We start from the raw sequence: 13,010 nt of genomic DNA on the forward strand, positions 1-13,010 counted from the left end.
GCGCGACCAGTCTTCGACAAGAACCATTTGGAAGGACCACCGCGCCATGGATACCGCCCAGCGCACGCCCACTCCGGCGGACCTTGAAACCATCAGCCGGCAATTGGGCCGTCCCGCCCGCGACGTCGTGGAAATCGGGGCGCGCTGCATCTGCGGCAACCCGCTGGTCGCGACCACCGCACCGCGGCTGGGCAACGGCATCCCGTTTCCGACCACGTTCTACCTGACCCACCCCGTCATTACCTCGGCGGTCTCCCGGCTGGAGGCCGCGGGCGTCATGACCGAGATGACGGAGCGGCTGGAGCGCGACGAGCAGCTTGCGGCCGCCTATCGCCGCGCCCATGACGCGTACCTGCGCAGCCGGGACGAGATCGGGCAGCGCACCGGCGTCGGCGCGGTGCCCGAAATCGCGGGCGTCTCCGCCGGCGGGATGCCCTCCCGGGTCAAGTGCCTGCACGTGCTGGTCGGGCACTCGCTCGCCGCCGGCCGGGGCGTGAACCCGCTCGGCGACGAGGCGCTCGACGGCATCGCGGAATGGTGGACCACGGACCGCTGCTACTGCGCCGGCGCCTGGGACGAATCCGGGCCCGCCCCCGACCGGGACCTGAGCCGGCACACCAGGACGCAGGGGCTCAGCCCCGAGGAACTCGAAGCCAAGCGCGCCGAACGCCGTGCCGCCCGGGAAGCCGGGCAGGACGCCGGGGAAGAAGGACTGTCATGAGGGTCGGAGCCATCGACTGCGGGACCAATTCCATCCGCTTGCTGATTGCGGACATTGACGACGGCGGACGCCTCACCGACGTGGTGCGCACCATGAAGGTGGTGCGGCTGGGCCAGGGCGTGGACGCAACCGGGATCCTGGCGGACGAGGCACTGGCCCGCACGTTCGCCGCGGCCGAGGAGTACGCCGCGGAGCTGCGCGGGCACGGCGCCGAGAGCCTGCGCTTCGTGGCGACGTCGGCCACGCGGGACGCCGGCAACCGGCAGGTCTTCGTCGACGGCATCCGCGAAAGGCTCGGGGCCGAGCCGGAGGTCGTCAGCGGCGGGGAAGAGGCGGAGCTGTCCTTCATCGGTGCGGCCAGCGCCCTGTCCGCGCATCCCGAGGAGCGGATCCTGGTCGTGGATCTCGGCGGCGGCAGCACCGAGTTCGTCCTCGGCAACGGGGACGGCGTGCTGGCGGCGCGGAGCACCGACATGGGCTGTGTCCGGTTCACCGAACGCCACCTCGCCTCCGACCCGCCGACTGCAGCGGAGATCGCGGCGGCCGAGAAGGAAATCAACGCCTACATCGACGAGGTGCTCCGCAACGTGCCGCTGGGGGAGGCCGACCGGCTGGTGGGCGTCGCCGGATCCATCACCACGGTGACCGCGCATGCGCTGGGCTTGGTCGAGTACCAGCCGGACGCCATCCACGGCACCGCCCTGGACGCCGCCAAGACAAGGGAGGCCTGCACGTCGCTTCTGGAGATGAGCCGCGCCGAGCGTGCTGCCCTGCCTTACATGCACCCGGGACGCGTCGACGTCATCGGCGCCGGCGCCCTCATCTGGCGCACCATCAACGACCGGGTCGGGGAACTGACCTCGGGCCGGGTCGACGGCGCGACCGCCAGCGAACACGATATCCTTGATGGCATTGCCCTGAGCGCCGCCCGGCCGCGCTTCCAGGCCAACTAGCCGCACCGGGAAATCCGAAAAGTGGGAAAGATGGACGACAAGCAGCCACGCGCCGCGCGCCGGAACCGCAGGCCCGGGCCGGCCACCATGCGGCGCACTGTCCGCACCCTCGTGCTGTCCATGGTCTCCGTGCTGGCCCTGGCCGGCGGGGCAGTGTTCGCCCCGGCCGCCGTCGCGGACCAGTACCGGGAGAAGGAATACTGGCTGGATTCCTCCGGCATCCGGGAGGCCTGGAAGACCTCGCAGGGCGAGGGCGTTAAGGTCGCCGTGATCGACAGCGGCGTCGACGCAACCCATCCGGACCTGAAGGGCGCGGTGGCCGGCGGCACGGACGTCTCCGGGGCGGGGGATCCGCAGGGCCAAAGCGGCATCGGCCAGACGCCGGCGCACGGCACGCTGGTCGCGACCCTGCTGGCCGGACGCGGCCATCCATCGGAGAAGGAAAAGCAGGACGGCAGGAAGCCGGCGAACGGCGTCGGCGCCGGCTCGGACGGGGTCATTGGGGTGGCGCCCGAGGCGGAGCTGCTCGCCGTGTCCACCTGGCTTGGCTCGCCGAACCCTGCAGGGGTCGGCATCGAGGAACAGATCCCGGCCGCCGTGCGCTGGGCCGTGGACAGCGGCGCGAAGGTCATCAACATGTCGCTGACCAGCTCCACGACCTCCTGGCCCGAAAGCTGGGACGACGCTTTCCTCTATGCGGAACAGAACGACGTCGTCATTGTGGCCGCGGCAGGCAACCGGGCCGGCGGGACCGAGCAGTCCGGTGCCCCCGCAACGATTCCCGGCGTGCTGACCGTCGCCGGCCTCGACCGCGACGGCAAGGCCAGCCAGAAGGCATCCGCGCAGAGCATCGTCATCGGCGTCGCCGCCCCGGCGGAGGACCTGGTCGGCGGCATGCCCGGGGGCGGGTACGCGGACTGGTCCGGCACCTCGGGCGCCACGCCGCTGGTCTCCGGCGTCGCCGCGCTGATCCGGTCCAAGTATCCGCAGATGAGCGCCGGGCAGGTCATCAACCGGATCATTTCCACGGCGTCCGACGCCGGTGTTCCCGGCCACGATCCCATCTATGGCTTCGGCATCCTCGACGCAGACGCCGCCCTGAATGCGGACGTGCCCGAGGCGGGCGCCAATCCGCTGGGGTCGATCGCGCAGTGGATCACCATCCACCGCCGGGGCGAAGTCGCTCCGCCCAGCCAGGCGCCGGTGCACAAGAACGTCAAGGAAGAGCCGGCCGTACCCGAGCCCACCACACCCGCGGCCGAGGAGCCCAGGCTGGAGGGCGACGTGTTGCCCGGCATCCTCGTAATCGGGTTCGGCGCGCTCCTGCTGGTGATCGTCATCCTAGGCGTCCAGCAGACCGTCCGCGCACGCAAACAGGCCGGCCCGGAGGCGGGCCGCGCGGAGGGCAAGCCCGGAGGGCCCGCCGGCCCGTCCGGCCGCTGAGGTCCGGCTCCGGCAAGGCCGGAAAAGCATGTTAAGGCGGGCTAAAGGATGCGGCTGCATGAGTTCGTGAAAATTTTCACAATAGCGGCTACACTGGGGGCATGGCATACACTCCTGCGCTCTCAGACCGTCCCCGCGTATTGGTCGTCGGCGGCGGCTACGTCGGCCTTTACGTGGCTCTCAAACTCCAGAAGAAGGTCCGGGAACACGGCGGGATCGTGACCCTGGTGGACCCGCTGCCGTACATGACGTACCAGCCGTTCCTGCCCGAGGTGGCGGCCGGCTCCATCGAATCCCGCCATGCCGTGGTCTCGCACCGCATGCACCTGAAGCAGACCGAGGTCATCACCGGCCGCGTCACCTCCATCGACCACGCCAACAAGACCGCGACCATCGATTCCGAAGACGGCGTGACGTTCGAGCTGCCGTACCGCGACGTCGTGATCGCCGCCGGCGCCGTGACCCGCACCTTCCCGATCCCGGGCCTGGCCGAGCAGGGCATCGGCCTGAAGACCATCGAGGAAGCGCTCGAACTGCGCAACACCGTGCTGGAGCGCATCGAAGCCGGCTCCATCCTGCCGGACGGCCCGGAGAAGAAGCGCGCGCTGACCTTCGTCGGCGTCGGCGGCGGCTTCGCCGGCATCGAGGCGATGACCGAGATCGAGGACATGGCCCGCCATGCCGCGGAGCAGAACCCGCGCCTGAAGCGCTCCGACCTGCGCTTCGTGCTGGTGGAGGCCATGGGCCGGATCATGCCCGAGGTCACCGAGCACCAGGCCGAGTGGGTCGTCGAGCACATGCGCTCGCGCGGCATCGAGGTCCTGCTGAACACCTCGCTGGCTTCCGCGGTGGACGGCAAGCTTGACCTGATCAACATGCCGGACAAGACCCCGGCCCAGTCCTTCGAGGCGGACACCCTGCTGTGGACCGCCGGCGTGCAGGCCAACCCGGTGGTGCGCAGCTTCGGCTTCGCGCTGGACGAGCGCGGCCGCGTCAAGGCCAACGCCGAACTGCGCGTCATCGACGACAACGGCCAGCCGGTCGAGGGTGCCTGGACCGCGGGCGACGTGGCGGCCGTACCGGACCTCACCGGCGGCGGCGTCGGCGGCTTCTGCGTCCCGAACGCGCAGCACGCCGTCCGCCAGGCCAAGCACCTGGCCAAGAACATCTACGCCGAGCGCTGGGGCGTGGGCCAGGTGACCGAATACAAGCACGAGAACCTCGGCGCCGTGGCCGGCTTCGGCATCAACAAGGGCGTGGCCAAGGTCATGGGCATCAAGCTCAAGGGCACGCTGGCCTGGCTGGCGCACCGCGGCTACCACGGCTTCGCCATGCCGACCTGGGAGCGCAAGATCCGCGTCATCGCCGACTGGTTCCTCAACGCCGTCCTCGGCCGCGACACCACCGAGATCAGCGACCTGGAGACCCCGTACCGGGCGTTCCGGACCGCCGCCACCCCCGCCAAGAAGCCGGCGGCCAAGGTGGAGGACGCGAGGGAAGGCCAGAAGGCAGAGGACAAGGCCGGCGCCCAGGCGCCCGCCGACTCCCGGTAGCATCGGTCCGGTCCGAACCAAGGTGTGGACCACAACGACGGCGGGGCAGGGGTAGCGCTTACAGCGGAACCCTTGGTCCCGCCGTCGGGCGTTAACCGCAGGGCAGGACGGCCTGCCCGATGGAAGGGAAGTGCGATGACGGTTGGGGCTGGGAAGACGGTGGAGCTGCGCAGCGAACGGCCGGAGGACCGGGACGAAGTCCTCCGGCTGACGGCGCGCGCCTTCGACGGCGGCGACGGCCGGGAGTCCGTCGAGGTGCATTTGCTCTCCGAACTCTTCGGCTGCGACGAGTACCTGCCGGACCTGTCCATCGTGGCCGTGGCCCGGCAGCCGGGCGGCGGATCCGCGATCGCGGGGCACTCCATCACGACGCGCGGCTGGATCGACGGGCAGCCGGCCCTGGGCCTCGGACCTATCTCGGTGCTGCCTGAATTCCAGGGCCAGGGCATCGGCGCCGCACTGCTGGAAGAGACCAGGAACCGTGCCGAGGCCCGCGGCGACTGCGTGATCGTACTGCTCGGCCACACCGGCTACTATCCGCGCTTCGGCTACCGTCCCGCTGCGGAGCTCCGCATCCAGGCGCCGGATCCGCAGTGGGGCGGGCACTTCATGGCGCTGCGGCTGGCGGGCCGCGACGTGCCCGCCGGCCTCTTCCGCTACGCCGAGCCCTTCTCGAGGCTCTGACCCGCGCTGTACCGCCGCCGTCGTGCTCCGGCCCCCGATCCAGTACGCTGGATGGAGCCCTTCACACGGGGACGCCCCAGTAGCCCAATGGCAGAGGCAAGCGACTTAAAATCGTTTCAGTGTGGGTTCGAGTCCCACCTGGGGTACCACTGGGCCGCCCCTGCAACTCTGAATGGTTTGTTTCCGATCGGCGTCGCGCGCTGTGAGGAGCGTTACAAGGATGTAACCCAATAGCCTTATTTTTTGTTGCTTTCTGCACTAGTTTCTTCTCATAATCACCGAATCCATGGTGGTTGCATCAAGGGTTCGCGAACCTTGTGATCGAGGAGAAGACTTTATGACTGCAACACGTAATGCAGTGCTGTTCGGCAATGGTGCGCGTGGCGCCAAGCTGGCGGCGCTTGGCTTGGGGGTAGCCCTCTTCGCATCAGCCTGTGGCGGTTCCGGCACACCCGAGCAGGAAGGCGGCGGCTCGTCGGCTCCGGCCGCGTCGGGCCTGACCTGTCCCGAACCCACGCAGAACGGCGCGGGAGCCAAGCGCACCAAGGGTGATCCGTCCGCCGTTCCGGCGAGCAAGGGCTCCACGGACCAGCCCTTGAAGATCGGCACGCTGCTGCCGACCACGGGCACGCTGTCCTACCTGGGTCCGCCCGAAATCGCCGCCACCAACCTGGCCGTGAAGGAAATCAACGCCGCCGGCGGCGTCCTGGGCAAGGACGTGGACGTCGTCCACCGCGACTCGGGCGACACCACGACGGACATTGCCACGCAGTCCGTCACGGACCTGCTGGGCCAGGATGTCAGCGCAATCGTCGGCGCGGCATCGTCGAGTGTCTCCTTCAACGTGATCGACCAGATCACCAACGCCGGCGTGGTCCAGTTCTCGCCGGCCAACACGTCGCCGGATTTCACCGACTACAAGGACAACGACCTCTACTTCCGCACGGCTCCGTCTGACGTCCTGCAGGGCCGGACGCTGGGCAGCTACATGATCTCCTGCGGCGCGCAGACCCTGGGCATGATCGTCCTGAACGACCCGTATGGCACCGGCCTGCAGGCCAACGTCAAGCAGGCGTTCGAGGGTGCCGGCGGCCAGGTCGTGGCGGAAGAGATGTTCAACACCGGCGACTCGCAGTTCAGCTCCCAGGTGGACGCAGTGGTTGCGGCAAAGCCGGACGCGATCGCGGTGATCACGTTCGATGAGGTGAAGAGCATCGCCCCGCTGCTGCTTGCCAAGGGCGTGGACCCGAAGCAGCTGTTCCTGGTGGACGGCAACACGGCGGACCTGAGCAAGGACCTGGATCCGGGCGCGATGGAAGGGGCGCAGGGAACCATCCCGGGCACCTTCGCCAAGGAGGACTTCCGGGCGGACCTCAAGACGGTGGACCCCAACCTGAAGGACTACGCCTACGCGGGCGAATCCTATGACGCTGCGACGATGATCGCCCTGGCCGCCGAGGCGGCCGGCAGCACCAATGGCAAGGACATCGCCAAGGAACTGGAGGGCATCTCGAAGGACGGCGAGAAGTGCACGGACTTCGCCAGCTGCGTGACCCTGCTTCGTGAAGGCAAGGACATCGACTACGACGGGCTGTCCGGACCGATCACGTTCAGCGACAAGGGCGACCCGACCGAGGCCTACATCGGCATCTACAACTACGACGCCCAGAACGTACCCCAGCCGGCCCGCGAGGAGTTCGGCAAACTCTAGAGCTTCGGTACCTCACTCGCACTGAAGCAGGAAGCCCCCGCCGGTCCAGCACCGGCGGGGGCTTCCTCGTGTCCCGTACGGGTCCGGGCCGGACCTCGCTACGGCGGCGCGCGAAAAGGCGGCCTCCCCGCGCCCGGGGGAGGCCGCCGTCGCACGTTGTAGCAGTCGGCCCGCTACGCGGATTCGGCCAAGGTGCCCAGGTAGAGCTGGATGACCTTGGGGTCCTTCAGCAGCTCCCGCCCGGTGCCGGTGTACGCGTCGCGGCCCTGGTCCAGCACGTAGGCCCGGTCGCAGATCTGCAGGCAGCGCCGTGCGTTCTGCTCGACCATGATGACCGAGACGCCGGCCCGGTTGATCTCGTGCACACGCAGGAACGTCTCGTCCTGCTTGACGGGGGAGAGACCCGCGGAGGGCTCGTCCAGCAGCAGCACGGCGGGATCCATCATCAGCGCGCGTCCCATGGCCACCATCTGGCGTTCGCCGCCGGAGAGCGAACCGGCGCGTTGCAGGCGGCGCTTGCCCAGCTCGGGAAAGAGGCCCGTGACGAAGTCGAAGCGTTCCTTGAAGTCCTTCGGCCGCTGGAACATGCCCATCTGCATGTTCTCCTCGATGGTCAGGGTGGCGAAGACGTTGTTGGTCTGGGGCACGAAGCCAATGCCCTGGGTGACCAGCTTGTTGGCCTTGAGCCCGGTGATGTCCTCGCCGCGGACCACGACCTTGCCGGAGTGGATCTTGACCAGGCCGAACATGGCCTTCAACAGGGTGGACTTGCCCGCGCCGTTGGGTCCGATGATGCCGATCAGCTCCCCGGGGCGGGCCTCGATACTGCAGCCGTTGAGGATGTTGACGCCCGGCAGGTACCCTGCGACGAGGTCCGTCACCGTGACGACGGCCTTGCCGCCCTCCGGAGTCTGCTGGCTCATGGTGCGTCCTTCCTGTCCCGGCTCTCGTCCGCGTCCGGATCGCGGCCGTCCTGTTCGGTGATTCCGTGGCCGAGGATGCCCTCGTCTGCGGTGCCGACGACGGACTCTTCGTCCTGGGAGAGCTGGTGTTCCAGCGCCTCGATGCCCTCGGCCGCCCCCAGGTCCACGTCGTGGTGCGCGCCGAGGTAGGCGTCGATCACGGCCTGGTCCTTCATGACCTCAGCCGGCGGGCCCTCGGCCACGATCCGGCCCTCGGCCATGACCACGACCCAGTCGGCGATGTTCCGGACCATGTGCATGTCATGCTCGACGAAGAGCACGGTCATGCCTTCGGACTTCAGGTTCCGCACGTGGTCCAGCAGCGACTGGGTCAGCGCCGGGTTCACGCCCGCCATCGGCTCGTCCAGCATCACCAGCCGGGGATCGGCCATGAGGGCCCGGGCCATCTCCAGCAGTTTGCGCTGGCCGCCGGAGAGCGAGGCCGCGTAGTCCTCGCGCTTGGTGTCCAGCTTGAACTTCTGGAGCAGCCCGTCTGCGTGCCGCGTGATGTCCCGCTCGCGGCCGCCCCAGATGTTCTTGAACAGGGCTTTGGAGAGCTTCTCGCCCTCCTGCCGGGTGGCGCCCAGGCGCATGTTCTCGATGACCGTGAGCTTGCCCATGACCTTGGTGAGCTGGAAGGTCCTGACCATGCCCATGCGGGCCACCTTGTAGGACGGGACGCCGTGCAGTGATGTGCCGTCGTAGGTCCACTCGCCCGAGTTCGGCTGGTCGAAGCCGGTCAGCAGGTTGAAGAACGTGGTCTTGCCGGCGCCGTTGGGGCCGATCAGGGCGGTGATCTTGTGCCGGGGGATCTCCAGGTACTCCACGTCGACGGCGTTGATCCCGCCGAAGGCGCGGGTAACGTTTTTGGCCACCAGGATCGGGTCCCGTTTCCGGCAGCCCGGGGCGGCCGGCTCGGAGGCGATGGGGCGCGTGTCGGTCATGTAGTCCACGGCGTCGGTCCGGACGCCGGCCGTTCCGGACTCGTCCGGCGTTGGATTGGCCATGCTCACGAGAACACCAGCTCCTTCTTGTTGCCCAGTATGCCTTGCGGTCTGAAGATCATCAGCAGCATCAGCGCAATACCGACCATGATGTAGCGCAGCTGGCCGGCCTGGGGGATGGAGATGAAATTAATGTAGCCCGCGCCGATCGCGCCGTACAGCAGGCCCTGGGTCAGCGAGAGCACGACCCAGAACAGCATGGCGCCGACAACCGGACCGAGCACCGTGGCCGCGCCGCCGAGCAGGAGGCAGGTCCACAGGAAGAAGGTCAGTTCGGTTCCGTAATTGGCCGGCTGGACGGAACTACGGGGGAGCGTGAACAGGATTCCGGCCAGTGAGCCAAGGCCGCCGCCGATGATCAGCGCCTGCATCTTGTAGGCGTAGACGTTCTTGCCGAGTGAGCGGACTGCATTCTCGTCCTCGCGAATGCCCTTGAGCACCCGGCCCCAGGGGCTGCGCACGAGGAGCCAGACGATCAAGCAGAAGAAGGCAACGACCGACCAGGCAACCACGCGGACCCAGAGGTCCCGGGCACTGAGGGTAATGAAGCCGAGGTTGTACGTTCCCTCGGGGAAGGGATTGAGGAGGTAGAAGCCGCCCGCGAAGCCATTCAGCCCGCCGGCGGAACCGGTGATGTCGGTCAGCCTGTTGGTCGTCACGATGTAGCGCACCACCTCGGCGGCGGCGATCGTCACGATCGAGAGGTAGTCCGCGCGCAGCCGCAGGGTCGGGATGCCCAGCAGGAAGGCGAAGGCAACCGAGCAGGCCAGCGCGACCAGGACCGCGGCCCAGAAGGGTGCGTTGAACGTCAGGATGGATATGGCGAAGCCGTAGGCGCCCATGGCCATGAAGCCGGCCTGGCCGAAGTTGAGCAGGCCCGTGTAGCCGAAGTGCAGCGCCAGGCCGAGGGCGGCCAGCGCATAGGCCGCCGTCGTCGGGCTGACGATCTCGCCGAGTGCACCGCTGAGAATATTGAGAAAGTCCATTCCGAGCCTCCTAACCTACGCGCTCTTTGCGGCCCAGGATGCCCTGGGGCCGAATCAGCAGGACAATGATCATGATCAGCAGGGCGCCGACGAACTTGAGGTCGGCTTCGAGCCAGATCGTGGATACTTCGACGAAGATGCCGACGATGATCGAACCCACCAGGGCGCCGAAGACGGTGCCCAGGCCGCCCAGGACCACCGCGGCGAAGATCAGGAGCAGGATCTGCTGGCCCATGTTGAAGGTCACGCCCGGCCGGTAGTAAGCCCAGAGGATGCCGCCGAGTCCGGCCAGGGTGCCTCCGACCGTCCAGACGATCCGGATCACCCCGTCCACGTCGATGCCGGAGGCGGACGCCAGCGCCGGATTGTCTGCCACCGCGCGGGTCGCCTTGCCGATCCGGGTCTTCAGCAGCAGGAAGGCCACCAACAGGACCACGACCGTGCTGATGACCAGCGAGACCAGCGTGTTCTGCGAGATCGACACCGACCCCAGTTCGATCTGCGGGCTGCGGGCGCCCGGCAGCTGCTGGGTGCTGCCGCCGAAGAACAGCTGCATGGTGTAGCGGGCCGCGAGGGCCAGGCCGATGCTGACGATCATCATCGGGATGATGCCGGTCCCGCGCCGCCGCAGCGGCTTCCACAGGCCGGCGTCCTGGAAGTAACCGGAGAGGCCGCCGCCCACAACGGCCAGGACGGCCGCCAGCCAGACCGGTATGCCGAGTCCGCTGAAGAAGAACATCAGCACCGCCCCGAGCGTCACCATCTCACCGTGCGCGAAGTTGGTCAGCCCCGTGGTGCCGAAGATGAGCGACAGGCCCACCGAGGCCAGAGCCAGCAGCAGGCCGAAGCTCAGGCCCGCCAGCATGCGTTCGGCGAGCAGCTCCCCGAAGGACTGGCTTTGGACCACGATTCCTGCCCCGAGCGGGAAGATCGCCCCGGCATTGGACGTGTTGGCGAACGTGACCTGGCGAGGGTTCTGTGCCCCTTCGGCCAGCGTGACGCCCTCGGGCAGCGTGCTGACGTCCAGCTCCACCTCGTAGGTGCCCTGGACCGGCACGCCGATGCTCCAGCCACCGGTTGCGGAGGAGACGGCCTCGCCGCTGAAGCCTTCGCCGGTCGCCCGGATGGTCACCCCGGGCACCGGCTGCCCGGCATTCCGCAAGACGCCGTTGATGGTATTGGGGAAGGACTCGGGGGTGCCGGTCGGTTCGGCCGGCGATGGTGCCGGTGTCGAGGTGGAAAGCGGTGCGGCCATGGTCTGGGCCTGCCCGGCCGGTGCCGATAACAACAGGGCTGCGAAAACCGCGAGTAAGGCGAACAGCAGTCCCATCGGCCGAGCAAGCTTCGGCAATCTTCTCAAGTTATGAACCTCCACAGTGGGGGCTTGCCGGCCCCCACGAACCGGCAACGCTGACCACGTCATGTGAACTAAGTCACTGACGTGTCGTTCATGTTACTCGGGGATTGTGTTCAGCATGTTGCGAAATGCTTGCTTTAGGTCGCGATCGCATAACAACTGCCCATGTGGAGGGCGCAAGGGCGGTGCCAGCGGCAGGGCTCGCCGCGCGGCTAGAGGTAGAGACCCGTGCCCTTGTCCGCTTCCTCGGGTTCGGCGACGGCGTGGATGTCCCGTTCGCGCAGGAGGATGTAATCGGCGGCGTTGACCTCCACCTCGGCGCGGTCCTCCGGGTCGAACAGCACCTTGTCGCCGACGCCGACCTGCCGCACGTTCGGTCCCGCGGCCACCACGGTGGCCCAGCCCAGGCGCTTGCCCATGGCGGCCGTCGCCGGAATCACGATTCCGGACGAGGAGCGGCGCTCGCTGCTGTCCTTGTCCGGGGCCACCAGGATGCGGTCGTGCAGCATCCGCAGCGGGAGGTTGGCGGGCGCGATGCGTTGGTTCCGTTCGGCGTCGGGGCGAGGATTCACGCCAACAGTCTAAGCTCCCCGCGGGCCGCGGGAATCCGGCGGGATAGAACCGGAGGCGCCGAACGTTGCATTGGTAGGGTTGAAGTAGCTCGTACCCCCTGATCGGAGGACAAATATGGCCATGGGTGGAAATCCCGTATTCAGTAATCCCAACGTATTCCGCAACCAACCGAACAGTTCCGCGAACGTCGGCACCGGCATGCTCGGCGGCCAGTCGCAGATGTCAAGCCAGCAGCTGCAGGACCTGTACAACCAGCCGTCGGCAGGTCCGGCCCAGACCGGGCGGATGACCTACGACGACGTCATCATGAAGACGCTGGCCTGCCTGGCCCTCGTCCTCGCAGGTGCGGCCGTGGGCTGGATGATCCCCGCGCTGATGGTCCCGGGCATGCTTGTCGGCCTGGTCTTGGGACTGGTCAACGCCTTCAAGAGGGAGCCGTCCAAGGGCCTGATCCTGGCCTATGCCGCGGCCGAGGGCCTCTTCGTCGGCGGCTTGTCCGCCGTACTGGACGGAATGTTCCCGGGCATCGCCACGCAGGCCGTCATTGGCACCGTGTGCGTGTTCGCCGTGACCCTGGCGCTGTTCAAGAGCGGCAAGGTACGGGCCACGCCGAAGGCGATGAAGTTCTTCATGATCGCCATCATCGGCTACGCCGTGTTCTCGCTGGTCAACCTTGGCCTGACGATGTTCGGCGTCATGGACAACCCGTGGGGCATCCGCGGCGCCGATATCCCGGGCACGAACATCCCTTGGGGCGTCGTCATCGGCCTGCTGGCCATCGGCCTGGCTGCCTTCTCGCTGATCGTGGACTTCACCTCGATCGAGGAAGGCGTGCGCCAGGGCGTTGACCGCAAGTACTCCTGGACCGCGGCCTTCGGCCTGACCGTTACGCTGATCTGGCTCTACGTCGAGATCCTGCGCCTGCTGGCCATCCTGCGCGCCGTCGCAGAGGACTAAGACCGGGCGTCCGGACCAACAGCTCCGGAACAAGCAACGTGGGACTCCGCCGAGGCGGGGTCCCACGGCCGTTTAACGGCCCTTCCCTGGCGGGAGCCGCAGCTTC

At 67.8% G+C, this 13,010-nt stretch carries 12 protein-coding genes and 1 tRNA gene; 8 read left to right on the forward strand and 5 right to left on the reverse strand.

Annotated elements, in window-relative coordinates:
• Positions 1 to 46: 46 nt before the first annotated feature.
• The 7 genes from WFH44_RS00780 (at position 47) to WFH44_RS00810 (ending at position 7,065) form a co-directional block, all read left to right on the forward strand.
• A complete protein-coding gene (locus WFH44_RS00780) occupies positions 47 to 721 on the forward strand; it encodes a DUF501 domain-containing protein (protein ID WP_336710943.1) in 675 nt (224 codons plus the stop codon).
• Positions 718 to 1,674 carry a Ppx/GppA phosphatase family protein gene (locus WFH44_RS00785; RefSeq protein WP_336710945.1) on the forward strand — a complete coding sequence of 319 codons (957 nt, stop codon included), beginning with the start codon at positions 718 to 720 and terminating at the stop codon, positions 1,672 to 1,674. Before WFH44_RS00780 ends, WFH44_RS00785 begins: the two co-directional genes overlap by 4 nt.
• 120 nt (positions 1,675 to 1,794) lie before the next feature.
• Positions 1,795 to 3,117, forward strand: coding sequence for a S8 family serine peptidase (locus tag WFH44_RS00790; protein WP_336711779.1), 1,323 nt, complete (start codon positions 1,795 to 1,797; stop codon positions 3,115 to 3,117).
• A gap of 101 nt (positions 3,118 to 3,218) precedes the next feature.
• On the forward strand, positions 3,219 to 4,670 hold the full coding sequence (locus WFH44_RS00795) for an NAD(P)/FAD-dependent oxidoreductase (protein WP_336710947.1): 1,452 nt from the start codon (positions 3,219 to 3,221) through the stop codon (positions 4,668 to 4,670).
• A 135-nt stretch (positions 4,671 to 4,805) separates the two neighbouring features.
• Complete coding sequence (locus WFH44_RS00800) at positions 4,806 to 5,354, forward strand: GNAT family N-acetyltransferase (protein WP_336710950.1); 549 nt, start codon at positions 4,806 to 4,808, stop codon at positions 5,352 to 5,354.
• A 73-nt stretch (positions 5,355 to 5,427) separates the two neighbouring features.
• Positions 5,428 to 5,503 (forward strand) — tRNA-Leu (locus WFH44_RS00805).
• 188 nt (positions 5,504 to 5,691) lie between these two features.
• The gene (locus tag WFH44_RS00810) at positions 5,692 to 7,065 is read left to right on the forward strand and encodes an ABC transporter substrate-binding protein (RefSeq protein WP_336710952.1); all 1,374 of its coding nucleotides are present in this window, start codon (positions 5,692 to 5,694) and stop codon (positions 7,063 to 7,065) included.
• Between the two features lie 173 nt (positions 7,066 to 7,238).
• On the opposite strand, the gene WFH44_RS00815 is transcribed toward WFH44_RS00810, so the two are convergent.
• The 5 genes from WFH44_RS00815 to WFH44_RS00835 form a co-directional block, all read right to left on the reverse strand.
• Positions 7,239 to 7,988, reverse strand: coding sequence for an ABC transporter ATP-binding protein (locus WFH44_RS00815; RefSeq protein ID WP_336710954.1), 750 nt, complete (start codon positions 7,986 to 7,988; stop codon positions 7,239 to 7,241).
• Positions 7,985 to 9,034, reverse strand: coding sequence for an ABC transporter ATP-binding protein (locus WFH44_RS00820; protein WP_336711781.1), 1,050 nt, complete (start codon positions 9,032 to 9,034; stop codon positions 7,985 to 7,987). Before WFH44_RS00820 ends, WFH44_RS00815 begins: the two co-directional genes overlap by 4 nt.
• Positions 9,035 to 9,036: 2 nt before the next feature.
• A complete protein-coding gene (locus WFH44_RS00825) occupies positions 9,037 to 10,017 on the reverse strand; it encodes a branched-chain amino acid ABC transporter permease (RefSeq protein WP_336710956.1) in 981 nt (326 codons plus the stop codon).
• A 10-nt stretch (positions 10,018 to 10,027) separates the two neighbouring features.
• On the reverse strand, positions 10,028 to 11,347 hold the full coding sequence (locus WFH44_RS00830; RefSeq protein ID WP_336710958.1) for a branched-chain amino acid ABC transporter permease: 1,320 nt from the start codon (positions 11,345 to 11,347) through the stop codon (positions 10,028 to 10,030).
• Positions 11,348 to 11,586: 239 nt separating this feature from the next.
• A complete protein-coding gene (locus WFH44_RS00835; RefSeq protein ID WP_336710961.1) occupies positions 11,587 to 11,946 on the reverse strand; it encodes a GroES family chaperonin in 360 nt (119 codons plus the stop codon).
• 115 nt (positions 11,947 to 12,061) lie between these two features.
• Here WFH44_RS00835 and WFH44_RS00840 point away from each other — a divergent pair, with 115 nt between their 5' ends.
• Entirely contained in the window at positions 12,062 to 12,904 is an 843-nt protein-coding gene (locus tag WFH44_RS00840; RefSeq protein WP_336710962.1) for a Bax inhibitor-1/YccA family protein, read from the forward strand.
• Positions 12,905 to 13,010: the final 106 nt, after the last annotated feature.

Source organism: Arthrobacter sp. USHLN218, from assembly GCF_037144715.1.
Lineage (GTDB): Bacteria > Actinomycetota > Actinomycetes > Actinomycetales > Micrococcaceae > Crystallibacter.

What these genes read in the sequence shown, in the direction of transcription:
- WFH44_RS00825 (WP_336710956.1), bottom strand. Translation starts at nt 10,017, where the DNA reads ATGGACTTTCTCAATATTCTCAGCGGTGCACTCGGCGAGATCGTCAGC.
- WFH44_RS00840 (WP_336710962.1), top strand. Translation starts at nt 12,062, where the DNA reads ATGGCCATGGGTGGAAATCCCGTATTCAGTAATCCCAACGTATTCCGC.
- WFH44_RS00815 (WP_336710954.1), bottom strand. Translation starts at nt 7,988, where the DNA reads ATGAGCCAGCAGACTCCGGAGGGCGGCAAGGCCGTCGTCACGGTGACG.
- WFH44_RS00800 (WP_336710950.1), top strand. Translation starts at nt 4,806, where the DNA reads ATGACGGTTGGGGCTGGGAAGACGGTGGAGCTGCGCAGCGAACGGCCG.
- WFH44_RS00785 (WP_336710945.1), top strand. Translation starts at nt 718, where the DNA reads ATGAGGGTCGGAGCCATCGACTGCGGGACCAATTCCATCCGCTTGCTG.
- WFH44_RS00795 (WP_336710947.1), top strand. Translation starts at nt 3,219, where the DNA reads ATGGCATACACTCCTGCGCTCTCAGACCGTCCCCGCGTATTGGTCGTC.
- WFH44_RS00790 (WP_336711779.1), top strand. Translation starts at nt 1,795, where the DNA reads ATGGTCTCCGTGCTGGCCCTGGCCGGCGGGGCAGTGTTCGCCCCGGCC.
- WFH44_RS00780 (WP_336710943.1), top strand. Translation starts at nt 47, where the DNA reads ATGGATACCGCCCAGCGCACGCCCACTCCGGCGGACCTTGAAACCATC.
- WFH44_RS00830 (WP_336710958.1), bottom strand. Translation starts at nt 11,347, where the DNA reads ATGGGACTGCTGTTCGCCTTACTCGCGGTTTTCGCAGCCCTGTTGTTA.
- WFH44_RS00810 (WP_336710952.1), top strand. Translation starts at nt 5,692, where the DNA reads ATGACTGCAACACGTAATGCAGTGCTGTTCGGCAATGGTGCGCGTGGC.
- WFH44_RS00820 (WP_336711781.1), bottom strand. Translation starts at nt 9,034, where the DNA reads ATGGCCAATCCAACGCCGGACGAGTCCGGAACGGCCGGCGTCCGGACC.